The organism is Sphingobium nicotianae, from assembly GCF_018603885.1.
In the GTDB taxonomy this organism is placed as follows: domain Bacteria; phylum Pseudomonadota; class Alphaproteobacteria; order Sphingomonadales; family Sphingomonadaceae; genus Sphingobium; species Sphingobium nicotianae.
Genome location: NZ_JAHGAW010000001.1, coordinates 94,932 through 116,845 on the forward strand (window position 1 = coordinate 94,932; position 21,914 = coordinate 116,845).

Consider the following 21,914-nt stretch of genomic DNA (forward strand, 5'->3'; position numbering starts at 1 on the left):
TATGCCATATCCGCAATCCCACAGGGCGTCTATTTGCCATTTCAGCACAGGAACCAGGAGTCAGCGAGGCCGACCATGACCGACCAGAAGATCAAGGCAAAGCAGTTCAAAGCGCTTCATGTGGCCGGGGCACCGCTCATTCTTTTCAACATTTGGGATGCGGGCAGTGCACGCGCAGTGACATCGGCGGGCGCATCAGCCCTCGCTACCGGCAGCTGGTCGGTGGCGGCAGCACATGGCACGACGGACGGAGAAAAACTCCCGCTCGATCTCGCTATCGCCAATCTGGCGCGGATCGTCGCCGTCACCGATCTGCCGGTTAGCGTCGATCTCGAAAGTGGTTATGATGATCCGGCACAAACCATCGAACGCGCGATTGAGGCAGGCGCGATCGGCTGCAATATTGAGGACAGCTTCCCGCAGGACGGGACATTGCGAAAATTATCAGATCAGGTCGCCCGAATCCGGCAGGTGCGAGGCATCGCCGATGCATCGGGTGTCGCCTGTTTCATCAACGCGCGCACCGATGTCTTCTTTCAAAAGGATGCGTCAGATCCCGCGCTACAGTTTCAGTCGGCCCTTGAACGCGCGCGGGCCTATGCGGACGCAGGGGCAGATGGCATCTTCGTTCCGGGCCTGTCGGATATCGAGCAGATCGCGCAGTTCGTGGCGGCGAGCCCGCTGCCGGTCAACATCATGCTGGGGGCAAATTCTCCTCAGCCAGGCGAATTTGCGCGGGTGGGCGTCGCAAGGCTGAGTTATGGTCCGACACCTTATTCGGTCGCGATGAAGGCGTTGGAAGAGGCCGCGAACAATGCGTTAAAGGGAGTGACGCACTGAAAGTGTCAAGCCCAGACGCGGTGCCAAGTTGTTGTTGATGGCACTGGCTGCTTTTGCTTCAAAATTTGGTGCCGAGGCGGAATTGAAGGGGGCCTTTGCAGTGCGCCGAAACTATCGCGCGTGGCGCACAGGCGTGTTGGCGTCGCCGCTCTGGCTGGTCAGATCGTCTCTCAGCCGTCGGGCATTGCGCGCCAGGAAATCCGCGATCACGTCCAGCTGTCCCGGATTGTAGCGCGCGCATAGATCGGCCAGAGACGGATTGGGCGAAGCGAAACCGCGTCGGGCCTTGCTCACCGCATTTTCAACCAACGTGACGACGATCCGCCGACGATCTCCGGGATGGGGCGAGCGGGTGACAAAGCCCTTGTCGACAAGGCGATCGATCAGATCGGTTACCGAGGCTGTCGCCAGCCCGGTCTCTTTCGCGATCTCTCCTGCGCTGAGCGGCCCCAGGCGATTGAGGAGGAATAGGGCTTTATAGGCTGTCGGATCGAGCCCCATGCTTTGAGCGATCGCAGAGTGAAACAGCACCACGGCTTCGCTGTGCATGTTCAGCGCAGGAACGAGCGCTGCCATTGACGTCTCGTGGGACCTCGCGAGTTGATCATCGCTTGACATCGGATACCTCAATATTACGGTATGCCGTAATATAGGGTACACCGTAGAGAATCAATGCCGCGCAAAAGCTGGAAGGGGGTCACCGCTTGGGATGAGCGGCTGCGGCTTGTCACTCTGATGATGATGCGAGGACCGAATGCTCGAAGGCTCCGTCCAGGAAGAAATGGCGCACATGCGGTCCGGACGCATCGTCCCGACGCCTATGCTGCCATGGCTGCCCGTGGCGACGGCGCTCGCTTATCCATGGGTGCTTCGCCTGTTTCACGCGGCGATCGCTTCCGCCACTTATGGCGTCGCTCCCGCGCTCTGTCTTGCCGCGGCGTTCGCTCTGCCGTTGTCGTGCATTTTGATTGCCTGGCGATATTCGAGTGGAGCCAGCGACGCCTGTCTTCTTCGAGTGCGGCGCACCGCTTTTGCCGCCTTGGCGGCGCCACCGCTGTTCGTCTTGGTCGGCGTGCTGTCGGGCTTGCTCCATTCGCCGATCAAGGATGTATGGGTCTGGTCGTTGCTTTGGCTGGTTGTCGGTATCACCGCAACGATCACGCGCGCGGAACCCAAACGCGAACCCAGCTCCGGCACGATAGGTCGGACGCGGGTGCTTCATGGCATTTCCGCTTCGATCATATTGTTGTTCATCGGCTTCCACCTGTTCAACCATCTGACTGGTCTGCTTGGCCCCGATGTACACGCGCGCGTCATGGCGTTCGGTCGAGTGGCCTATCGTTCGCACGCAATTGAACCCGTCCTCGTTGCTCTGCTGCTGTTCCAGATCGCGAGCGGCGCCAGACTGGCGTGGCGATGGAGCGTTGGCCCGCTCGACTTCGCGCGCACGGTTCAGATTGGATCGGGCGCCTATCTGGCGGCATTCATCCTGACGCATCTCAATTCGGCGATTGTATCGGCGCGGTGGGTACACGGCATAAAAACGGATTGGGCGTGGGCCGCCGGCGCGCCCGATGGTCTGCTGATCGACGCCTGGAACACCAGGCTCGTGCCGCATTATGCCCTCGGCGTTTTCTTTGTCATTACGCACCTTTTCTGCGGCCTTCGCATCGTCATGTTGGCACACGGCGTCCGGACCTCGACGGCAGACCGGGTTTGGAAAATCGGATTGCTGTGCGCGGGCACAGTCTCGCTTCTGATCACGGCCGCGCTGTGCGGATTACGCATTTGAGGCCCTACGAGCAGCAAGGCTGCTGCCCGAAATTGTTGATGCGCGTGATATGATGCGCGTGATATGATGTCGTCGGAGGTTGTGCCTGGATGTCGACCTGTCGTTCGGCCATGCACGATCAGGTGGCGATGCTGTGAGTGCCTGGAAGACCAGATTGCCGCCTGTCGCCGTGGATCCGTCGGATAGGCGGTTTGAGCAAGGCTCGGATCTGACGCACATGCACCGCTTCAGGTCGAGCAAGCTTTCGGAAGCGCTCTGCTTGATCGGCTGATCGGCCATACGCTTTTCTAAGTAGCATTCCCGATTTTGGTCGCGCCTGACGAAGGTCCATTGACTGGGCATTCGATGCGCCGTCCTTCCCCTGGGGGACGGGCACGATCGATCCTTGCACGGCAGTCAGGAGCCAAATCGATGCAGAAGACCATGAAAGCCGCAGTCGTCCGCGAGTTCGGCAAGCCGCTCGTCATCGAAGAAGTGAAGGTGCCGGACGTCGGTCCGGGTCAGATCCTCGTCAAGATCGCCGCCACCGGCGTCTGCCACACCGATCTCCATGCCGCCGAGGGCGATTGGCCCATCAAGCCCAAGCCGCCTTTCATTCCGGGTCATGAAGGCGTCGGCCATGTCGTCGCGGTGGGTCGGGGCGTCACCCATGTGAAAGAAGGCGACCGGGTCGGCGTGCCTTGGCTCTATACCGCCTGCGGCCATTGCGTGCATTGCCTGGGCGGCTGGGAGACGCTGTGCGAGCAGCAGCAGAATACCGGATATTCGGTGAACGGCAGCTTCGCCGAATATGTCCTGGCCGATCCCAATTATGTCGGGCACTTGCCGGCCAATGTCGGATTCATCGAGATCGCGCCGGTCCTGTGCGCGGGCGTGACGGTCTACAAGGGCCTTAAGGTCACGGACACCAAGCCGGGCGATTGGGTCGCGATTTCCGGCATTGGGGGTCTCGGGCACATGGCCGTGCAATACGCCAAGGCGATGGGGCTCAATGTCGTCGCGGTGGACATAGACGACGAAAAGCTGGCTCTGGCCAGGCGGCTCGGCGCCGACCTCTCGGTCAATGCGCGCACCAAGGACCCGGTCGCCTTCATCAAGGAAGCGATCGGCGGCGCTCAAGGCGTGCTGGTCACGGCTGTCAGCCCGAAGGCGTTTCAGCAGGCGGTCGGCATGGCGCGCCGTGGCGGCACAGTGTCGCTCAACGGCTTGCCGCCCGGCGATTTCCCGATCTCCATCTTCGACACGGTGCTCAACGGCACAACGATCCGCGGCTCGATCGTGGGAACGCGGCTCGACCTGCAGGAAGCCCTGGATTTCGCGCAAGCGGGTAAGGTGCACGCAACGGTGAAGACGGAAACGCTGGAGAATATCAACGACGTGTTCGCCCGCATGCACCATGGCGACATCGAAGGCCGCATCGTCCTCGATTTCGAGGGCTTGGGAGACGCCGCGCCAAGCGCCGCGGCCGCCATGCACGCCTGACCGCTGCCGGATTCTGCAAAACGCCTGCGGTTGGACGCTTCCGTCCCGTAGGATCAACTACTCCTGCGAATGCAGGAGTAGTTGATTGGCTCAATCTAGACCGGAAAGCATCTAGATCCCGCCACGGGGAGTTTTCCCGTCCGTATCATTCCCGATGATCTTCCACGCGGCAGTGGATGAAGCCTGACTAACCTCGTCCGGTTCGGGTATCGCTGGAATGCTGCGGAAAAGTGCTGGTGGACAGATGTGCGTCCTGAGCTCGTGGACGCAGAGCACGCGCGGCTGCGCGAGCTCTCGTTCCTCATCGCCCCGGTCGTCAAGCAGATCACCGCGTACGAACGATATCTTTCATAGGTACTCGTCGAACAGGGCACTCCTCGGCAGGACTGCCAGAATCCAAGGTGCGGGAGCGTGGCATCAGGCTGTTGCTGGCCGATACGCCCTTGGCCGAATGGTCGCCCGAATGCGTAGGAGACCGCCTGTGACGTTCCGCGTATATTTGATGGATAATTGACAGTAGCCGCTGAAGGTGGGCTAACCCGTTGATATTATGGTGACCCCTGCGGGAATCGAACCCGCGTTTCAGCCGTGAGAGGGCCGCGTCCTGACCGCTAGACGAAGGGGCCATAAGGCCGGCGGGCGCCATGCGCCGCCGCGGTGAGAGGGCGCCTTTAGGGGCGTCGTCGGGTCGGGTCAAGGCCAATCAGAGCGGCGCCAGATCCTCGATGTGAAGCTCGGCCGCCGGGCGCGCGCCCCAATCATCGATCTTCGCGCGGCCGGCGAGCCAGAAGCGGCGCGACGGGTCCGATCCGAGCAGGGCCTGGCCGAGCGCGGTCTGCGACTGGCGGAAGGCGACGGCCTTGATCGACTTGCCGTCCTCGCCAGCCACGACCGCGCGGACATGATCCGTGCCGACGATGTCGGCCCTGATCACGCGGACCGGCCCCAGCGCGATACGGGGTGCGGGCCAGCCATTGCCGAACGGGCCGGCCTCATCCATTTGCGTCACCAGTTCGGGTGTCAGGCCACCGGGCGCGACGAGCAGATCGATGAGCAGCGCCTTGGTGGCGGCGGCTCGCTTGACGTCTTCGCGCAACCGCTCCTCGAGAAAATCGGCGAAGGCGGCGAGGTGGCCGCGCTCGATGGTGAGGCCGGCCGCCATCGCGTGGCCGCCGCCAGCGACCAGCAGGCCATGATCTTTGGCAGCGAGCACGGCCGCACCGAGATCGACGCCGTTGATCGACCGGCCCGAGCCCTTGCCGATGCCGGCATCATCCAGCGCGATGACGATGACGGGTATGCCGGCCTTCTCCTTGAGGCGCCCGGCGACGATGCCGATGACGCCGGGGTGCCAGCCGGTGCCGGCGACGACGGCGACCGCGCTGTCGCCCAACTCGGCCAGGATACGTTCCGCCTCCTCCTGCACCGCGCCTTCGATGGCGCGGCGCTCGGCATTGAGCTGATCGAGTTCGCGGGCGATGCTGGCGGCCTCGTCGGGATCCAGCGTGGTGAGCAGGCGCACGCCGAGGTCCGAACGGCCGACGCGGCCGCCGGCATTGATGCGCGGACCAAGCGCGAAGCCGAGATCGGAACATTGCGGCGCGCGCTCCAGCCTGCTCGCGGCGAGCAACGCGTTGAGGCCGATATTGCCGCGCCGCGCCATCGCCTTGAGCCCCTGCGCGACGAAGGCGCGATTGAGGCCGCGAATCTGCGCGACATCGGCGACGGTGCCGAGCGCGACGATGTCGAGCAGGTCCATCAGGCGCGGCTCGGGGCGCGTGGCGAACCAGCCGCGCGCGCGCAGCGTGCGGATCAGAGCAGCGCCGAGCAGGAAGGCAACGCCCACGGCGGCGAGATGGCCATGACCCGCGCCTTCGTCGCTCTCGTCGAGCCGGTTGGGATTGACCAGGGCATGGGCGACGGGGAGGGCGGCGGCGCATTTGTGGTGATCGACGACGATCACGTCGAGACCTGCCTCGCGCGCCGCCTCCAGCGCATCGAACGCCTGAGCGCCGCAATCGACGGTGACGACGAGGCTCGATCCCTGCCGGGCGAGGGCGACCAGTGCCTCGCCGGAGGGACCATAGCCCTCCATCAGCCGATCCGGAATATAGGCGCCTGCCTCAAGACCGAGATCGCGCAACAGGCGGATCAGCAGGGCCGCGCTGGTGGCGCCATCGACGTCATAGTCGCCGAAGATCGTGACCGATTCGCGATCGATGACGGCGGCGGCGAGGCGCTCGGCGGCGCGGTCCATGTCGCGGAAGACGGACGGGTCCGGCATGAAGGCGCGGATGGTCGGGGCGCGCTCGCGCTCCAGGGATTCATTGGTGCAGCCGCGGGCGCGCAGCAGATCGTCGATCAGCGCGCCGGCGCTGCCGGCCGGCTCGGCACCGCGCCAGCGCCATGCGCGGCCGGTGAGGGAACGATCAATCTCGAGAGCGAAACGCATGACCAGACTAGAAATGATCGGCCATGGGACAGCGATCATTCCTTGCGCTGTTCCGCAATTTTCGTCCGAAGTTCACGAAAGTCACAGTGTAAATCATATTTTCTGAAGGCGCCCGGGCTGACCGGATCCGGATCCGCGCACCGCTCGACAAGGGAAAGGACATCGCCATCCGTCGAGCCTAGCATGGTCCGACGGCCGTAGGACAGCCGCAAACGTCGACAGGCAGGACCTAGTGGTCGTCCGGTCCGCAGGCGCCGTCGCGGACGACAGTGTAATTTTCGACGCGCGCCATGCAGGCATTGCTGAAGGTCTTGCGGCGCATGCCCTTTGCCGCGCAGACCGGCGCATATTCGCGCGTACAGGCGATTGGCTTTTCGGGGCGAGGGCGGGGCGGGCGCTCCGGCCGGGGCATATTTTCCATGCATCCGGTCAGAAAAAGAGCGGCGGCGAGGCCGAGCGCGGGCAGGGGCGAACACATCATCGCTAGTCCCTTCATGTTTCCCCCGAGCGAAGAATGATCTCGGGCAATGCTCTTTGCAAGCTGCATGACCAGACGATGCTCGTTCGGTGTATTTGGGTCGTGCTTTCGCGCCATCCCTCGATCGCTTTGCGAGCTTGGCGCGGATCGCGCCCTTAAACTATGCGGCGCGGCGCATTCGCCAATGCGGTCAATTCCGGAGACCCTGGCGCGGCGGAAGGCAGGGCGATCGATGCCGACTTCGGGTCGCCCGCCGACATGGCCTTTGACATCCTGTATCTCGCCTCCGATGAGGCGAAGTTCGTCACCGGGTCCGATCTCGTCATCGATGGCGGTCGAATGCTGAAATAGAAGCTCGCGGCTGCTTGTGAGCCCTTGTATTCACGGTCCAATCGACTAGCTCCGAGCCATGGCTTCCATCCTGTCAGTCCGCGGCATTTCCAAAACCTATGCCGGGGGCCATCAAGCGCTCGGCACGATCGATCTCGATGTGGCGGAGGGCGAGATCTTCGCGCTGCTCGGTCCCAACGGGGCGGGCAAGACGACGCTCATCTCGATCATCTGCGGCATCGTGAACGCGAGCAGCGGCACCGTCACAGTGGACGGGGAGGACATCATCAAGGGCTATCGCCACACGCGATCGACCATCGGGCTGGTGCCGCAGGAGATCAGCACGGACATGTTCGAGCGGGTGATCGACACGGTCGCGCTCAGCCGTGGCCTGTTCGGCAAGCCGCGCGATGACGCCCATATCGAGAAGGTGCTGCGCGAGCTCTCCTTGTGGGACAAACGCTTCGCCAAGGTGCAGGAGCTCTCCGGCGGCATGAAGCGCCGGGTGATGATCGCCAAGGCGCTGAGCCACGAGCCCAAGCTGCTGTTCCTCGACGAACCGACTGCGGGCGTCGACGTCGAGCTGCGCCGCGATATGTGGGAACTGGTGCGGCGGTTGCGCGACGGTGGCGCGACGATCATCCTCACCACCCATTATATCGAGGAAGCCGAGGATATGGCCGATCGGGTCGGCGTTATTTCCGGCGGCAAGCTGATCCTCGTCGAAGAAAAGACGGCGCTCATGAAGAAACTCGGCCGCAAGTCTTTGCATGTGACGTTGAGCGAGCCGTTGGGCGCTATCCCTGCCGGGCTATCGAGCTGGTCCCTGACGCTCGCTGACGATGGGCATATGCTCGACTATCAGTTCGACGCCCATGCCGAGGACACTGGCGTTTCGGCCCTGCTGAGTCGTCTCGGGGAACTCGGCATCGGCTACAAGGATCTCAACACAGAGGAAAGTTCGCTGGAGGACATCTTTGTCGATCTGGTCCACCGCCCCGCGCGGGAGGCGGCCGCATGATCATGAACATTCACGCCATCAAGGCGATCTACAAGTTCGAGCTGCATCGCTTCGGTCGGACGATGCTGACCAGCCTGTTCGTTCCCGCGATCACCACCTCGCTCTATTTCATCGTGTTCGGCAGCGCCATCGGATCGCGCATGCGCGAGGTGGACGGCGTGCCCTATGGCGCCTTCATCGTGCCGGGGCTGATCATGCTCTCCATGTTCACCGAGAGCATCTCCAATGCGAGCTTCGGCATCTACATGCCCAAGTTCACCGGGACGATCTACGAACTGCATTCCGCGCCGGTCTCGCCGCTGGAGACGGTCATCGCCTATGTCGGGGCGGCCGCGACCAAGTCGGTGATCATCGGCCTGATGATTCTCGCGACCGCCTATCTGTTCGTCTGGGTGCCGATCGCCCATCCGCTCGCGATGCTCGGCTTCATGGTGCTGATCGCGGTCAGCTTCTGTCTGTTCGGCTTCATTCTGGGCATCTGGGCGCAGAGCTTCGAGCAGCTCTCGGTGATCCCGATGCTGGTGGTGACGCCGATGACCTTCCTGGGCGGTGCCTTCTATTCGGTCCACATGCTGCCCGAGCCCTGGAAGACGATCACCCTGTTCAATCCGGTGGTCTATCTGATCAGCGGGTTCCGCTGGACCTTCTTCGGCAAGGGCGATGTGGCGATGGACGTCTCGCTGGCGTTCGTCGCCGCCATGCTGGTGGTGTGCTTCGGCGTGATCGTCTGGATGTTCAGGACGGGCTATCGACTGAAGAAGTAGGGACTTCACCCCTCCCGTTTACGGGAGGGGTCGGGGGTGGGCTTTTAACATTGGCTTCGGGCGCCGACGGGGCGGTGCATACCCACCCCTAACCCCTCCCGCCTGCGGGAGGGGGACTGGTCAGCCTCTCACTTCACCCGATGCTCGGCCCTGACCCAGCGGACCGTGCCAGACGAGGCGCGCATCACGACGCTCTCGGTCGTCATCTTGCCATCCCGCGTCGTCTTGACGCCGTCGAGCAGCGAACCGTCGGTGACACCGGTCGCGGCGAAGATGCAGTCGCCCTTGGCGAGATCCTCGAGCTGATAGATGCGATCGAGATCCTCGATGCCCAACTTCCGCGCGCGGGCGCGCTCGTCGTCATTGCGGAAGAGCAGCTTGCCGTTGAACTGGCCGCCCACGCAGCGCAGTGCGGCGCAGGCCAGGACACCCTCGGGCGCGCCGCCCGAGCCCATATACATGTCGATCGTTGTATCCGGATTGGTCGTCGCGATGACGCCCGCGACATCGCCGTCGCCGATCAGGACGACACCGCAGCCGATCTGGCGCAGCTCGGCGATCAGCTTCTCGTGGCGCGGACGATCGAGCACGCAGACGATGATGTCGCCGGGCGCGACGCCCTTGGCTTTGGCGAGGGCCTCGACATTTTCCGTCGGTGTCTTGGCGAGGTCGATGATGCCCTGAGGGTAGCCGGGACCGATCGCGAGCTTTTCCATATAGACGTCGGGTGCGTTGAGGAGATTGTTTCCCTCGGCCGCAGCCAGCACGGCGAGCGCATTGGGTCCGCCCTTGGCGGTGATGGTTGTGCCTTCCAGCGGATCGAGCGCGATGTCGATCTTGGGCCCCTTGCCAGGCGCGCCGCCGACCTTTTCGCCGATATACAGCATCGGCGCTTCGTCGCGTTCGCCTTCACCGATCACGACGGTGCCGTCGATATAGAGTCCGTCGAACGCCTTGCGCATCGCCTCGACGGCGGCGGCATCGGCCGCCTTCTCGTCGCCACGACCGATCAGCTTGGCCGCGGCGATCGCGGCGGCTTCGGTCACGCGCACCATCTCGAGCACGAGCACGCGATCGAGAACGGAACTGGCTTTGACGGTTGACTTCCCCATCCCACGGCATCCTTCAGACAATTGAGGCGCTTCCGATAGGGGAGGATTGTTGCATTGTCGATAATGGAGATGGTGCGCCCCGGGTCATTCGACGTGGTCTGGCGACCGTTCGCCCCGCGCTATCGCCCCCGCGCCGGCTGTCCCATATTGGGTCATTATGCTCCATTGCGGTGCAAGATGTCCATTTGAGAAACAATCAAACTGGCATAGCCTGCTAACACATTGCAATTCCGCAATTAGTCTGTGGGGGATACAGATGATGAAAAAGCTTCTTGTTGCAGTAGCGTTGGCTGTGGTCGCCGTTCCGGCTGCCGCCCAGACCGTTTCCAACACGAATGCGATCGGCATCGTCGATGGCGGCGAAGTCACGAGCGACATCGTCGTGGCTGGCCTGAGCGGCAACATCACGAGCCTGACGCTGTCGATCAATAGCCTGTCGCATACCTATCCGGACGATCTGGTGTTCGGCCTGCTCAACACGAGCGCGAATCTCGGCTTCGTGTTCCTGAGCGGCGTCGGCGGCAGCGCTGACATCAGGGACGTCGACCTGACGTTCAGCGATAGCGCGAGCGGCTTCCTGCCGGAATCGTTCGTCGACGCCTTCCCGGTGACCAGCGGCACCTATCTGCCGTCGAACTTCTATCTCTATGAGTTCACTTTCTATCCCAACGCGACGGCGTTCGGCGATTTCGCCGGTATCACGCCCAACGGCACCTGGACCTTGGTCGTCGACGACACGTTCCCGGCCGACACCGGCACGATCAGCGGTGGCTGGAGCCTGACCTTCACGACGGACGCGACGGCTGCGGTTCCGGAGCCGGCGACCTGGGCGATGATGATTGGTGGCCTTGCTCTGGCGGGCGCGACGATGCGTCGCCGGCAGGTCCGGGTGGCCTTCGCCGCCTGAGCGCGTTCGTTGATCTGAGATGAAAAGGCCGGGCCGGCGACGGTCTGGCCTTTCTTTATACGGTATATGCGGCAAGCAGACGTCCGGGCTAATCCAGGATGTGCATGACCATTGGCGCGCCAAGCAGGCTGTCCGATCCGCCGAGCCGGCGCAGCACGTCCTCGACGCACGAGAGAGCACCGGCATGCGTGACGATCGCCACGAGCACGCCGCCATCCTCATGCTGCGCGCGCTGGATGACGCTCTCGATCGAGACCCCGGCATCGCGCATTGCGGCCGTGATTTCGGCGAGCACGCCGGGGCGATCCTTGACGAGGAAACGCAGATAGGCGCGGCCGATGCGCTGGCCGGCGTCGGCCTTGACCTGGCGCTGCAGCCATTCGGCGGGCATGGCGAAAGCCGGGCCATATTCATCGCGCGCAATATCGATGATGTCTGCGACGACGGCCGAAGCGGTGGGGCCTTCGCCGGCACCTGGCCCCTGGAAGAAGAGGCGGCCGACGAAATTGCCCTCGGCGACGACGGCATTGAGCGCACCGTCGACATGGGCGAGCGGATGGTCGGTCGGCACCAGCATCGGATGGACGCGCTGGAACAGGCCGACATTTTCGCCGCCTTCAGCCTCACACTCGGCCATGCCGACCAGACGGATCTTGTAGCCCAGTGCGGCCGCCTCGCGGATGTCGGCGGCCAGGACATGGCGAATGCCGGTGATGTCGACATCCGGAAAGTCAATCTCGGTGCCGAATGCGAGGCTGGCGAGGATCGAGAGCTTGTGAGCAGCATCGATGCCGTCGATGTCGAAGGTCGGGTCGGCCTCGGCATAGCCCTTGGCCTGAGCGTCCTCCAGCACATCGGCGAAGGCCGTGCCGTCGCGCTCCATGGTCGAGAGGATGAAATTGCAGGTGCCGTTGAGGATGCCATAGACGCGCATGATGCGGTTCGCGGCGGCACCCTCGCGCAGGCCCTTGATGACCGGCACGCCGCCCGCGACGGCGGCCTCATATTTGAGCGCGACGCCGGTCCGCTCCGCCTCACGGGCGAGATCAAGGCCGTGATGGGCGATCATCGCCTTGTTAGCGGTGACGAAGGGCTTGCCCTGGCCCAGGCACTGGCGGGCGAGGGTGAGGGCAGGGCCGTCCGATCCGCCGATCAGCTCGACGACCGTGTCGATGTCGTTGCGGGTGGCGAGCGAGCCCATGTCGTCGACCCACTCATAAGCGGAGAGGTCGACGCCGCGATCCTTGTTGCGATCCCGCGCGGAAATGGCGACGACCTCGATCCGCCGCCCGGCGCGGCGCGCCACCAGGTCGCCATTGACCTCGAGCAGGCGAATGACGCCCGCGCCCACCGTCCCGAGGCCGACAATGGCTAGGCGAAGCGGGGCAGTCTCGGTCATGATCATTCCTTGGCTGGGCTGGGTCTCATAGGCGGGCGTCCGCGCAGGACATGCGCGGGCGCCGCCTCATAGAGCGATTTTTCATCGAGAGGAAACAGCCAAAGGCGCGCGGAGGCGCTTCGGCGCTTCAGATCACGGGTGTAGCCGCCTTGTCGCAGGGCGCGAGGGCCTGACGGAACGCGGCATAATCTGAGGCTGCGGCCTGCGCGTCGGCTGGGTCGAGGCTGCGCAGCGCCCGGTCCGGCAGAGTCTCCGGCAAACCGCAAGCAAGGCGATACCAAAGCATCGTGCCGGGCGGCGGGAGGGTGGCGGCATCGTCCACGATCTCGCCGAGCGAGGCGCTGAAGTGCGGTTGCTCGTCGGGGCGACGGATGATCGAGAGCGAGATCGGCGCGCCGCTGGTTGTCTCGAGGAAGATCTGGGTCTCGCTCTCGCCGACGATCGATCCCGGCACATGGAAGGCCGAACTGATCCGCTTGATGGCAGGCGGAAGGTCGGGCGCCAGCGCATCGGCCAGCACCTTGCGCACCAACGCCTCATTGGCAGGCGACCAGTCGATCAGCGCGGTGCTGGACGTGAGCTGCAGGAAATTGACCGGCGATCCGACGCGGCCGAACAGCAGCATGGTGCGTCCCTTGAGGCCGGGCTTCTTCGCCTTCGCGGCGGACCCGTCCATGACGAAAGCGATCTTGCGGGCAATGACGCTGTCGCCGCGAATCAATCCGCCGGTTTCGGCCTCTACATAGAAGCGCGCCTGCCCCGGATTGAGGCCCGGCGCCTGCTCCGGCTTGAGGGCCACGGCGGAGGTGACCTTCGCGCGGGCAATTGCGGGTGAGGACAGGACGAGATCGGCGAGGCGCGCATAGGTGACCGTGGGCGGCGCGGGAGCGGGCGGGACCGGGCGCGTCTCGGCGGCGAGGATCGGCCCAGAAATCCCTAAGATTCCGTAAAGACACAGGGCCGACAGGGTCAAGGAAGCACCGGCGCGGGGGGCTAGGCTGCGGCTGATACGGTGTAACATATAGTGATTCTCCATGCCCCTGTGTGCGGTCGATAACATAAGTAATTTGGGCACGGGGCCATTACCAACAAAGCGTTTGCCTCATGCGATTAGCCGCGATAGGACAAGGCCCGAAAAGAGAGCCCGAGCGACCAGATCGCGCGGTCGGCATGGTGCTGTGTCGATTCGCCGTTTTTGGACCACCAATATTGTATCGAGCTAAGGAGCGTCGTTGCTGAATGGCCTATGCTGACCACTCGCAATCGTCCAGTCGGACGGTTTCCATTATCATTGTGGCATTGATTCATGTGGTCCTCGGTTACGTGTTTGTGACGGGTCTTGGCATCAAGTATGTCAAGAAAGCTGCAGAGCAGCTGAACGTCATCGACGTTGCCGAGGAGCCGCCGCCACCGGAGGAGGAGCCGCCGCCACCGCCTCCGCCGCCGCCAGACATGCCGCCGCCGCCGCCGCCGCCGCCGACTTCGCCGCCGCCGCTGGTGTCGCTGCCGTCGAACGCGCCGGTCTTCGCGCCGCCGCCACCACCGGTTCCGCCGCCATCCGCTCCGCCAGCGCCGCCGGCTCCCCCGCCGCCGCCGCAGGTGAGCAAGGCTGCGGGTGCGAAGGGCAACCCGGCACTCTGGATCACGAACGACGATTATCCTTCGCGCGCCCTGCGTGACGAAGCGCAGGGTACCGTATCGATCGCCTGGGATATCAACACCCAGGGCCGCGTCGAGAATTGCCGTGTGACGGCATCCAGCGGAAACGCCGACCTCGATGAAGCGGCCTGCTCGCTCATCACGCGTCGCGGGCGGTACTCACCGGCCCTCGACCAGGCCGGCAATCCGATGAGGACGTCCGATCGTCGTCGCGTGGTTTGGCGTCTGCCAGAGTAATCGCTCCCATCACGGCCGTCCCGGACTGGGGCCAGGGGCGGCCACTTCACTGACTGGTTTGAGAGGAATAACCCAATGTTCACCCTTATTTCCGCAGCGGCCGCTCCGGCCGCGAACTCCAATCCCTACGGCCTGGTGGAAGCCCTCGAGCAGGGCGGTGTCATCGCCATCTCGATCTTCTGCATCCTGGTCGGCATGTCGATCTTCTCCTTCTTCATCCTCTTCTCGAAGCTGATCGAGCAGCAGAAGGTCATCGGCCAGGCCAAGAAGGTGAAGGCCAGCTTCTGGCGCGCGCCTTCGCTCAAGGACGGCTCGGCCAAGCTCGAGAAGAACAGCGCCTACAAGCAGCTGGTCGACGACGGCATCCTGGCCCAGGAGCAGCACGGCAAGCTGATCAATCCGGTCGAAGCGCATGACTGGCTCCACGCCTCGCTCAACCGTTCGGAAGCCTCGATCAACTCGAAGCTCAACGGCGGCCTGGCCTTCCTCGCCACCGTCGGCGCCACCTCGCCGTTCATCGGTCTGATGGGTACGGTTATCGGTATTTACCGCGCGCTCATCAAGATCGGTGCGTCGGGTCAGGCATCGATCGACGCGGTCGCCGGTCCGGTCGGTGAGTCGCTGATCATGACCGCGCTGGGTCTCGCCGTGGCCGTTCCGGCGGTGCTTGCCTATAACTGGCTGCAGCGCCGCAACAAGGCGATCGCCGAGGATCTCTCCGCGTTCAACAACGATCTGCTTGGCTACATGGTGTCGAACGGCGCCGTCCGTCCCGCGATCGCAGCGGCGCCTGCTGCTCCGGCTCCCAAGCCGGCCGCTGCCAAGGCCTGATCGCAAAAGGGCGAGCGGCGAGCGGACTTCGATCCGGCCGCCGCTCCGCCCGTCAACAGGAAGCACGTGGCTTCAGCCCACAGTTAGGATTTGATCGATGGCAATGAGTTCTGGGGGCGGCGGCGATGACGCCCCGATGTCGGATATCAACACGACGCCTCTCGTGGACGTCATGTTGGTGCTTCTCATCATCTTTCTGATCGCGGTTCCGGTCGTGATCCAGACGGTGAAGGTGAAGCTTCCAAAGATCGCGTTCGAGCCGACGACCACCAAGCCGGAAAACGTCGCGCTGACGGTCCGCGCGGTCGACGGCAAGTGCGAAGTTTACTGGAATATGACGAAGGTGAACGCGAGCGACTTGCTGAATCGCGCCGTGAAGAAGCTCGAAGCCGACATCAAGAAGGCCGGTGGCGTTGAGAATATGAACCCGGATGACCTGCCCGAGGCCCATATTCGCGCGGACATCGATACGCCCTATCGGTGCATCGGCGGCACCATCTTCACGATGCAGCGCGCCGGCTATCCGAAGGTCGGGTTCATCTCTGAGCCTGAGCCGGGTTCGATCCAAGTCCGTCGCCTTTGACGCCCAGATTTAGGAGACCAGTTCCATGGCAATGAGTGGCGGCAAAGACGATGGTGAGCCGATGATGGAGATGAACACGACGCCGTTGATCGACGTCATGCTCGTGCTCCTCATCATGTTCATCATCACCATCCCGATCCAGACCCACGCGGTGAAGATCGACCTTCCGCAGAATGCGGAGCAACCGCTGAACGCGATCGACCCGGTGAAGAACCGGCTGACGATCGACCCCCAGGGCATCATCTACTGGAACGGCTCGCCCGTCGACCGGGTGACGCTGGCTCAATATCTGCGGCAAACCAGGCAGATGAATCCTGAGCCTGAGCTCCAGTTCGAGCCCGATCAGTCGGCGCGTTATGTGGTGGTCGACGATGTTCTCGCGATCATCAAGCGCTCGGAAGTGACGAAGCTCGGCTTCGTCGGCAACGAGCGTTACGGCGGCGTGTTCTGATCACGGACGCGGCGGATCGAGCCAGGCGTCGAGCCAGGCAAGGCCAGCCGATCGGATAGGATTTTGAAAGGGGGCTTCGGCCCCCTTTCTTGCGTCCGGGAGATGAACGCCTTGGCCGTCGGCCGTCGGAAAGACGGGATGGAGCATTCCATGCACTGATCGCGCACCGGCAACGCTCTGGCGCAAGGCCGTCGTCGTTAGGACGTTGGTAATCTTCCGCGATCTATCTTCGCTCGATTGAGGCGAACAAGATCGATGAACGCGCTTTCCGAGATGGCGGACCAGCACACGTCCCGGCTGCACAGCCGCCAGACGGTGCTGATCGGTGTCCGCTTCCGGCGCAAGGGCGAGAGCTGGTTCAAGAGCCGCATCACCGACATGTCGCTGGGCGGATTTCGCCTGTTGAGCTTCGTCAAGCTGCAGGTCGGCATGGAGGTCTGGGTGATGTTTCCCGGTTTCGAAGGCCGCAAGGCGACCGTGGCGTGGGTCGCGAATCATGAGGCCGGTTGCGAATTCGAGGCGCCGCTCCACCCCGCGATCTTCGATCATATCGTGCGGATGTCGGACCCGCGCGCGCGCGGATGAGCGCTGCAGGTCGCGCCACGCCGCGGGCGTGACGCAATCGGGCGCTCACCCTTCTGAGCCGTTGCAGACTTCGCCCGACGGCCTACACAGGATGCGTGAGCCGCGATGTCGAAATTGTCGTCCATGATCATATGCAGCAGGGCTATCGCTATACGCGCTCGGCCCCAAGCGGGCAGGATTTCGATCCCGATTTCCGGCCCGAGCTGACCCCGGCGGAGATGCTGGAGCTCGGCGTTTTCTGCGGAAAATATATGACGGATTGCCGCGAGGAGTTTCCCGCGAGCTGGTTTGCGAAGGCCAGACTGGCGCCAGACGGCCCGGACTGTGCGCTGAACCATTTCGGTGTTCGCGCAAGCGTGCCGCTGCGCGTATGGATCGAGAAGGGATGGATCCACCCGGACGATCCGCGCGGATGGTTCCAGTGGTATTGCCGCTATTATTCGGGCCGCAGGATGCCGGACGAGGACCGGCGGCAGATCTCGCGCTGGCGCGCCTTCCGGCGTCATGCCGCGCAGATCCGGAAACATTGCGAGCCCGGCGATCCATTTTGCCGGCCCAGACAAAGGCAGGCGCTGCTGCAATGGGCTTATGACAGCCGCCATATCTGAGGCCGGACGCGCCCGAGACATTGGATGAACATCCCTGCCCAGCCAGGCGCGCAGCGCTTTACACGCCGGGTGAGGCGCAACGGTTGGGCGTCCAGCCGGCCGGGATGCTGTCAGGCCGTCTCGGCGAACTGCAGTGCCGCGAGCCGCGCGTAGAGGCCGCCATTGGCGCTGAGTTGGGCATGGGTCCCGATCTCGACGATCCGTCCTTCCTCCATCACCACGATGCGGTCGGCCGCGCGTACGGTGGCGAGGCGGTGGGCGATGACGATCGTGGTGCGATCTTTCATCAGCAGCGCCAGCGCTTCCTGGACGAGCCGCTCGGATTCGGCATCGAGCGCCGAGGTCGCCTCGTCGAGCAGAAGCAGCGGCGCGTCCTTGAGCAGCGCGCGCGCGATGGCGAGGCGCTGGCGCTGGCCGCCGGAGAGGCGTGCGCCGCCTTCGCCGAGCTGCGTGTCAAGACCGGCGGGCAGGGCGGCGAGGAAATCCGCTGCATTGGCGGCGCGGGCGGCGGCCAGCAATTGCGCGTCGCTGGCGTCCCACTGGCCGTAGCGCAGATTGTCGCGGGCGCTGGCGGCGAAGATGATCGTCTCCTGCGGGACCAGCGCGATCATGGCGCGGATGATGGCGGGATCGGCCGTGCGCAGGTCAACGCCGTTCAGGAGGATGCCGCCTTCGGACGGATCGTAAAAGCGCTCGGCGAGTTGCAGCAGCGTCGACTTGCCGGCGCCCGAGGGGCCGACGATGGCGACAGTCTCGCCAGGCGCGACGTCGAGCGTGAAGTCGTCCAGCGCCAGCGTGTCCGGCCGCGTCGGGTAACGGAAGCGGACATGGTCGAAGGTGAGGCGCGCCTGATGTGCGGCGGGGATCGGCACGGGATCTACGGGCGCGCGAATCGTCGGGACGGCGGCGGTCAGCTCATTGAGGCGCCCGGCCGCGCCGGCACCGCGCAAAAGATCGCCATAAACCTCGGTCAGCGCGCCGAAGGCGCCGGCGACGAGGCCGCCGGTGATCACGAAGGCGGCGATGCTGCCGCCCGACATGCGGCCCGAAGCGACATCTAGCGCGCCCTGCCACATGATCATCGTGATCGAGCCGAAGATGATGAGGATGATGACCGCTGTCATCCCTGCGCGCATCATGATGCGATGCCGCGCGGTGCGAAAGCCGTCCTCGACAGCGCTGGAGAAGCGCGCGGTCTCGCGCTGCTCCTGGACGAAGGCCTGCACGATCTTCATCGCGCCCAGCACCTCGGTCGTGATGCTGCCGACGGCGGCGAGCCGGTCCTGGCTGGTGCGCGAGAGCGCGCGCAGGCGGCGGCCGATGATCACGATCGGCCCCAGGAGCAGCGGAATGCCGAGCAGGAGCATGGCGGTCAGCTTGGGCGCCAGCGTGAAGAGATAGATGATGCCACCGGTACCGGTGAGCAGGTTGCGCAGGGCGACCGATGCGGTCGAGCCGACGATCTGCTCGATGACGGCCGTGTCAGCGGTCATGCGCGAGGCGATTTCGGATGGGCGATTCTGCTCGAAGAAGGCCGGAGCCTGGCGCAGCAGGTTGGCCTGCGCGGCGATCCGCATGTCCGCGACGACGCGCTCGCCGAGCCAGGAGACGAAATAGAAGCGCAGTGCGGTGGCAAAGGCCAATATGACCACGATCATCAGCAGATAGCGGAAGGTGCTTCCGATATCGCCGCCGCCGGCGGTGAACCCTTTGTCGACCACGCGCCGGAACCCGTCTGGGATTGCCAAGGTCGCTGCCGATGCGAGGCTGAGGGCGATGCCTGCGCCGACGAGGCGGCCGGGATAGCGCAGCGCAGCGCGCCAGATCAGCGTCAGATCGCCGAGATCCTTCGCTTTGGGTGGTTCATCGACGGAGAGCATGACGGGACGACGGGCCATGGCCGCGCCTCTAGACGAAAGTTGCAGCCATGGGGAGCGCTTTTGCATCTGCGCTGGCCCGGCAAAGCTGGCATTGCGGGGGGCGATTGCGACTGGCAGCAAAATTCTTAACGCGGATCGGCTAAACCTGCTTTATTGCATCGCAACAGCGAAGCCACTGGCCTATAAGGCCGGCGCAATAGCGGGGAACGCATGCTTTACAATGCCTACGAAATTCAGCGCAGCCTTCTCGCCAGCGCCAGCGCAATGGCCACGGCAGGCGCGGAAATGCTTCAAAATCCGGCCAACCCCTTCGCCTATTTCGGCGGTGGGCCGCTTGTCGCGTCCGCGCTCGACGTATTCGCACATGCAGCAGCGCCGCGCGGCAAACCGGCCTTCGAACTGCTCACCACCGAGATAGATGGTGAAATCGTCCCGATTCACGAGGTGATCGAGGCGCGCAAGACCTTCGGGCAGCTCAAGCATTTCGTTCGCAAGGGGCACGAAGGGGGAGGCCCCAAGCTCCTGATCGTCGCGCCGATGTCCGGCCATTTTGCGACTCTGCTGCGCGGAACCGTCGCGCGCCTGCTGCCGGGCCACGACGTCTATATCACGGATTGGCGTGACGCGCGGAACGTGCCGGTGTCGCAGGGCTCGTTCGATCTCGACGATTATGTCGACTATCTGGTCGAGTGGCTCGAGCATATCGGCCCGGGCGCGCATATGCTCGCCGTCTGCCAGCCCTCGGTTCCGTGCCTTGCCGCGGCGAGCCTGATGTCCGCCCAGAAGCATCCCTGCCGTCCGCGCACGCTCACCATGATGGGCGGGCCGATCGATACGCGCCAGGGGCCGACAGCCGTCAACCAGCTGGCCCAGGAGCGGCCGCTGAGCTGGTTCAGCCAGAATGTCGTGGCGACCGTGCCTTTCAGCTATGCCGGTGCCGGGCGGCGCGTCTATCCTGGCTTCATGCAGCTTGCCGGGTTCATGACGATGAACCTCGGCAACCACCTCATGAGCCACTGGACGATGTTCAAGCATCTGGTCCAGGGCGATGAGGAAAGCGCGGACGCGACCAAGAAATTCTACGACGAATATCGCTCGGTCTGCGACATGACGGCGGAATTCTACCTGCAGACAGTCAACGAGGTGTTCAAGAAGCACAGCCTGCCCAAGGGCGAGTTCCTGCATCGCGGCCAGCTCGTCGACACCGGCGCGATCACCGACGTCGCCCTGCTGGCGGTCGAAGGCGAGAATGACGATATTTCCGGCATCGGCCAGACGAGGGCGGCGCTCGACATTTCGAAGAACCTGCCTGACGCATATAAGCAATATTTTCTCGCCAAGGATGTCGGCCATTATGGCATCTTCAACGGCTCGAAATGGCGCAACCGGATCGCACCGGTGGTCGAATCCTGGATTGCGCAGCACGACGATCTGCCGCGTGGCTGACTGACCCGGGATGACGGCCGCCGCACAGACGACCAGCCTGCGCTTGCTTGGGGCCAAGGTCGAGCGCTTTCCAGTTGCCGGCGCCTTCACGATCAGCCGCGGTGCCAAGACCTTCGTTGATGTGGTGACCTGCGCCGTGACGGACGGCAGTTATGTTGGCCGTGGCGAAGGCACGCCGATCTACTATCACGGCGAGACAGCGCAGGATTGCGCGGCCGCAATCGCGCGTGTCGCCAATGAACCTGACGCATTCCATCGAGAGCGCCTGCGCGCCCTGTTGCCGCCGGGCGCGGCGCGCAATGCGCTGGATTGCGCACTCTGGGATCTGGAAGCGCAGCAAGCGGGCGCGCCTGTCTGGGAGCTGGCCGGCTTAACGGCGCCCGAGCCCGTGCGCACAGCCTTCACGATCAGCCTCGATACGCCTCAGGTCATGGCGGAGGCCGCGCGGCGTGCCCGGGGCCGGGGCTTTGCGCTGCTCAAGTGCAAGTTGACCGGAGAAGGCGATCGCGAACGCATTGCCGCCATTCGCGCGGGCGCGCCCGATGCGGCGCTGATCGTCGACGCGAACGAGAGCTGGGCGGGCCTGGACGTCGCGGCCGAGGCATCGGCGCTGGCGGCGTTAGGGGTATCGCTGATCGAGCAGCCGCTGCCAGCGGCCGATGATTCGGGCCTTGCGAACCTGTCGCTCTCGTTGCCCATCTGCGCTGACGAAAGCTGTCAGAGCCTCGCGGACATCGCCCGGCTCGGCGCTTACCAGGCGATCAACATCAAGCTCGACAAAGCGGGTGGCCTCACTGAGGCGCTGGCCATGGCACAAGCCGCGCGGGCGCACGGCCTCAAAATTATGATCGGCTGCATGTTGGCAACCTCGCTCGGGATCGCACCGGCTTTCCTGCTGGCTGGCCTCGCTGACTGGGTCGATCTGGACGGCGCCTTGCTGCTCGCGGAAGACCGCAGCGGAGCGTTGGAACTCGTCGATGGAATGCTTCATCCCGGCACTTTGTGGGGCGCTGGGAGAATAATTAAAGGTTTACCGGCTTGACTTAAATCGCACCTA

Annotated in this window: 22 protein-coding genes and 1 tRNA gene; 15 read left to right on the forward strand and 8 right to left on the reverse strand. The window is 64.0% G+C overall.

Annotated features, from left to right (window positions below; genetic code table 11):
* Positions 1-75 precede the first annotated feature (75 nt).
* Positions 76-840: an isocitrate lyase/PEP mutase family protein gene (locus KK488_RS00430; protein WP_214621170.1), complete on the forward strand. Its 765-nt coding sequence runs from the start codon at positions 76-78 to the stop codon at positions 838-840.
* A gap of 111 nt (positions 841-951) precedes the next feature.
* Here KK488_RS00430 and KK488_RS00435 read toward each other — a convergent pair whose 3' ends face one another.
* Positions 952-1,416 carry a MarR family transcriptional regulator gene (locus tag KK488_RS00435; protein ID WP_214621171.1) on the reverse strand — a complete coding sequence of 155 codons (465 nt, stop codon included), beginning with the start codon at positions 1,414-1,416 and terminating at the stop codon, positions 952-954.
* A gap of 178 nt (positions 1,417-1,594) precedes the next feature.
* Here KK488_RS00435 and KK488_RS00440 point away from each other — a divergent pair, with 178 nt between their 5' ends.
* Both KK488_RS00440 and adhP read left to right on the forward strand, forming a co-directional pair.
* Positions 1,595-2,632: a hypothetical protein gene (locus tag KK488_RS00440; RefSeq protein ID WP_214621172.1), complete on the forward strand. Its 1,038-nt coding sequence runs from the start codon at positions 1,595-1,597 to the stop codon at positions 2,630-2,632.
* 411 nt (positions 2,633-3,043) lie between these two features.
* Positions 3,044-4,114, forward strand: coding sequence for an alcohol dehydrogenase AdhP (gene adhP / locus KK488_RS00445; protein WP_214621173.1), 1,071 nt, complete (start codon positions 3,044-3,046; stop codon positions 4,112-4,114).
* Positions 4,115-4,665: 551 nt separating this feature from the next.
* Here adhP and KK488_RS00450 read toward each other — a convergent pair.
* The 3 genes from KK488_RS00450 to KK488_RS00460 all read right to left on the reverse strand — a co-directional run bounded on the left by KK488_RS00450 (position 4,666) and on the right by KK488_RS00460 (position 7,047).
* A tRNA-Glu gene (locus tag KK488_RS00450) sits at positions 4,666-4,740 on the reverse strand.
* A 77-nt stretch (positions 4,741-4,817) separates the two neighbouring features.
* The gene (gene recJ, locus KK488_RS00455) at positions 4,818-6,566 is read right to left on the reverse strand and encodes a single-stranded-DNA-specific exonuclease RecJ (protein WP_214621174.1); all 1,749 of its coding nucleotides are present in this window, start codon (positions 6,564-6,566) and stop codon (positions 4,818-4,820) included.
* Positions 6,567-6,795: 229 nt separating this feature from the next.
* Positions 6,796-7,047: a Kazal-type serine protease inhibitor family protein gene (locus KK488_RS00460; RefSeq protein ID WP_214621175.1), complete on the reverse strand. Its 252-nt coding sequence runs from the start codon at positions 7,045-7,047 to the stop codon at positions 6,796-6,798.
* Positions 7,048-7,206: 159 nt separating this feature from the next.
* On the opposite strand from KK488_RS00460, the gene KK488_RS00465 reads away from it, so the two are divergent.
* Genes KK488_RS00465 through KK488_RS00475 form a run of 3 tightly spaced genes read left to right on the forward strand, consistent with a single transcriptional unit; the run spans position 7,207 to position 9,159 of the window.
* A complete protein-coding gene (locus KK488_RS00465; protein ID WP_214621176.1) occupies positions 7,207-7,395 on the forward strand; it encodes an SDR family oxidoreductase in 189 nt (62 codons plus the stop codon).
* 58 nt (positions 7,396-7,453) lie between these two features.
* Positions 7,454-8,395 carry an ABC transporter ATP-binding protein gene (locus KK488_RS00470; protein WP_214621177.1) on the forward strand — a complete coding sequence of 314 codons (942 nt, stop codon included), beginning with the start codon at positions 7,454-7,456 and terminating at the stop codon, positions 8,393-8,395.
* Positions 8,392-9,159, forward strand: coding sequence for an ABC transporter permease (locus KK488_RS00475; RefSeq protein WP_432653819.1), 768 nt, complete (start codon positions 8,392-8,394; stop codon positions 9,157-9,159). Before KK488_RS00470 ends, KK488_RS00475 begins: the two co-directional genes overlap by 4 nt.
* 128 nt (positions 9,160-9,287) lie before the next feature.
* Here the strand turns inward: KK488_RS00475 and glpX are convergent, their stop codons facing one another.
* On the reverse strand, positions 9,288-10,271 hold the full coding sequence (glpX, locus tag KK488_RS00480) for a class II fructose-bisphosphatase (RefSeq protein WP_214621178.1): 984 nt from the start codon (positions 10,269-10,271) through the stop codon (positions 9,288-9,290).
* 259 nt (positions 10,272-10,530) lie between these two features.
* On the opposite strand from glpX, the gene KK488_RS00485 reads away from it, so the two are divergent.
* Complete coding sequence (locus tag KK488_RS00485; protein ID WP_214621179.1) at positions 10,531-11,178, forward strand: PEPxxWA-CTERM sorting domain-containing protein; 648 nt, start codon at positions 10,531-10,533, stop codon at positions 11,176-11,178.
* An 88-nt stretch (positions 11,179-11,266) separates the two neighbouring features.
* Here KK488_RS00485 and KK488_RS00490 read toward each other — a convergent pair whose 3' ends face one another.
* Both KK488_RS00490 and KK488_RS00495 read right to left on the reverse strand, forming a co-directional pair.
* Positions 11,267-12,577 carry a homoserine dehydrogenase gene (locus KK488_RS00490; RefSeq protein ID WP_214621180.1) on the reverse strand — a complete coding sequence of 437 codons (1,311 nt, stop codon included), beginning with the start codon at positions 12,575-12,577 and terminating at the stop codon, positions 11,267-11,269.
* Positions 12,578-12,704: 127 nt separating this feature from the next.
* Complete coding sequence (locus KK488_RS00495; protein WP_214621181.1) at positions 12,705-13,598, reverse strand: hypothetical protein; 894 nt, start codon at positions 13,596-13,598, stop codon at positions 12,705-12,707.
* 218 nt (positions 13,599-13,816) lie between these two features.
* Between KK488_RS00495 and KK488_RS00500 the strand changes: the two genes are divergently transcribed.
* The 6 genes from KK488_RS00500 (at position 13,817) to KK488_RS00525 (ending at position 17,531) form a co-directional block, all read left to right on the forward strand.
* Complete coding sequence (locus KK488_RS00500; protein WP_214621182.1) at positions 13,817-14,473, forward strand: energy transducer TonB; 657 nt, start codon at positions 13,817-13,819, stop codon at positions 14,471-14,473.
* A 75-nt stretch (positions 14,474-14,548) separates the two neighbouring features.
* Positions 14,549-15,304 (forward strand): MotA/TolQ/ExbB proton channel family protein, encoded by a 756-nt coding sequence (locus KK488_RS00505; protein ID WP_214621183.1) that lies wholly within the window; start codon positions 14,549-14,551, stop codon positions 15,302-15,304.
* A gap of 97 nt (positions 15,305-15,401) precedes the next feature.
* The gene (locus KK488_RS00510) at positions 15,402-15,887 is read left to right on the forward strand and encodes an ExbD/TolR family protein (RefSeq protein ID WP_214621184.1); all 486 of its coding nucleotides are present in this window, start codon (positions 15,402-15,404) and stop codon (positions 15,885-15,887) included.
* Between the two features lie 25 nt (positions 15,888-15,912).
* A complete protein-coding gene (locus tag KK488_RS00515) occupies positions 15,913-16,338 on the forward strand; it encodes an ExbD/TolR family protein (protein ID WP_214621185.1) in 426 nt (141 codons plus the stop codon).
* Between the two features lie 255 nt (positions 16,339-16,593).
* On the forward strand, positions 16,594-16,923 hold the full coding sequence (locus KK488_RS00520) for a PilZ domain-containing protein (RefSeq protein WP_214621186.1): 330 nt from the start codon (positions 16,594-16,596) through the stop codon (positions 16,921-16,923).
* A gap of 95 nt (positions 16,924-17,018) precedes the next feature.
* Positions 17,019-17,531, forward strand: a complete 513-nt coding sequence (locus KK488_RS00525; protein ID WP_214621187.1) for a hypothetical protein — start codon at positions 17,019-17,021, stop codon at positions 17,529-17,531.
* Between the two features lie 110 nt (positions 17,532-17,641).
* On the opposite strand, the gene KK488_RS00530 is transcribed toward KK488_RS00525, so the two are convergent.
* Positions 17,642-19,429 (reverse strand): ABC transporter transmembrane domain-containing protein, encoded by a 1,788-nt coding sequence (locus tag KK488_RS00530; RefSeq protein ID WP_432653820.1) that lies wholly within the window; start codon positions 19,427-19,429, stop codon positions 17,642-17,644.
* A gap of 192 nt (positions 19,430-19,621) precedes the next feature.
* Here KK488_RS00530 and KK488_RS00535 point away from each other — a divergent pair, with 192 nt between their 5' ends.
* Positions 19,622-20,857 (forward strand): polyhydroxyalkanoate depolymerase, encoded by a 1,236-nt coding sequence (locus KK488_RS00535; RefSeq protein WP_214621188.1) that lies wholly within the window; start codon positions 19,622-19,624, stop codon positions 20,855-20,857.
* A 10-nt stretch (positions 20,858-20,867) separates the two neighbouring features.
* Positions 20,868-21,899 carry an N-acetyl-D-Glu racemase DgcA gene (gene dgcA / locus KK488_RS00540; RefSeq protein ID WP_214621189.1) on the forward strand — a complete coding sequence of 344 codons (1,032 nt, stop codon included), beginning with the start codon at positions 20,868-20,870 and terminating at the stop codon, positions 21,897-21,899.
* Positions 21,900-21,914 lie beyond the last annotated feature (15 nt).

Excerpts from the sequence above, each read along its gene's own strand:
- KK488_RS00430 (WP_214621170.1), top strand. The coding sequence starts at position 76 with ATGACCGACCAGAAGATCAAGGCAAAGCAGTTCAAAGCGCTTCATGTG.
- KK488_RS00435 (WP_214621171.1), bottom strand. The coding sequence starts at position 1,416 with ATGGCAGCGCTCGTTCCTGCGCTGAACATGCACAGCGAAGCCGTGGTG.
- KK488_RS00440 (WP_214621172.1), top strand. The coding sequence starts at position 1,595 with ATGCTCGAAGGCTCCGTCCAGGAAGAAATGGCGCACATGCGGTCCGGA.
- adhP (WP_214621173.1), top strand. The coding sequence starts at position 3,044 with ATGCAGAAGACCATGAAAGCCGCAGTCGTCCGCGAGTTCGGCAAGCCG.
- recJ (WP_214621174.1), bottom strand. The coding sequence starts at position 6,566 with ATGCGTTTCGCTCTCGAGATTGATCGTTCCCTCACCGGCCGCGCATGG.
- KK488_RS00460 (WP_214621175.1), bottom strand. The coding sequence starts at position 7,047 with ATGATGTGTTCGCCCCTGCCCGCGCTCGGCCTCGCCGCCGCTCTTTTT.
- KK488_RS00465 (WP_214621176.1), top strand. The coding sequence starts at position 7,207 with ATGCGGCGCGGCGCATTCGCCAATGCGGTCAATTCCGGAGACCCTGGC.
- KK488_RS00470 (WP_214621177.1), top strand. The coding sequence starts at position 7,454 with ATGGCTTCCATCCTGTCAGTCCGCGGCATTTCCAAAACCTATGCCGGG.
- KK488_RS00475 (WP_432653819.1), top strand. The coding sequence starts at position 8,392 with ATGATCATGAACATTCACGCCATCAAGGCGATCTACAAGTTCGAGCTG.
- glpX (WP_214621178.1), bottom strand. The coding sequence starts at position 10,271 with ATGGGGAAGTCAACCGTCAAAGCCAGTTCCGTTCTCGATCGCGTGCTC.
- KK488_RS00485 (WP_214621179.1), top strand. The coding sequence starts at position 10,531 with ATGAAAAAGCTTCTTGTTGCAGTAGCGTTGGCTGTGGTCGCCGTTCCG.
- KK488_RS00490 (WP_214621180.1), bottom strand. The coding sequence starts at position 12,577 with ATGACCGAGACTGCCCCGCTTCGCCTAGCCATTGTCGGCCTCGGGACG.
- KK488_RS00495 (WP_214621181.1), bottom strand. The coding sequence starts at position 13,598 with ATGTTACACCGTATCAGCCGCAGCCTAGCCCCCCGCGCCGGTGCTTCC.
- KK488_RS00500 (WP_214621182.1), top strand. The coding sequence starts at position 13,817 with ATGGCCTATGCTGACCACTCGCAATCGTCCAGTCGGACGGTTTCCATT.
- KK488_RS00505 (WP_214621183.1), top strand. The coding sequence starts at position 14,549 with ATGTTCACCCTTATTTCCGCAGCGGCCGCTCCGGCCGCGAACTCCAAT.
- KK488_RS00510 (WP_214621184.1), top strand. The coding sequence starts at position 15,402 with ATGGCAATGAGTTCTGGGGGCGGCGGCGATGACGCCCCGATGTCGGAT.
- KK488_RS00515 (WP_214621185.1), top strand. The coding sequence starts at position 15,913 with ATGGCAATGAGTGGCGGCAAAGACGATGGTGAGCCGATGATGGAGATG.
- KK488_RS00520 (WP_214621186.1), top strand. The coding sequence starts at position 16,594 with ATGAACGCGCTTTCCGAGATGGCGGACCAGCACACGTCCCGGCTGCAC.
- KK488_RS00530 (WP_432653820.1), bottom strand. The coding sequence starts at position 19,429 with ATGGCCCGTCGTCCCGTCATGCTCTCCGTCGATGAACCACCCAAAGCG.
- KK488_RS00535 (WP_214621188.1), top strand. The coding sequence starts at position 19,622 with ATGCTTTACAATGCCTACGAAATTCAGCGCAGCCTTCTCGCCAGCGCC.
- dgcA (WP_214621189.1), top strand. The coding sequence starts at position 20,868 with ATGACGGCCGCCGCACAGACGACCAGCCTGCGCTTGCTTGGGGCCAAG.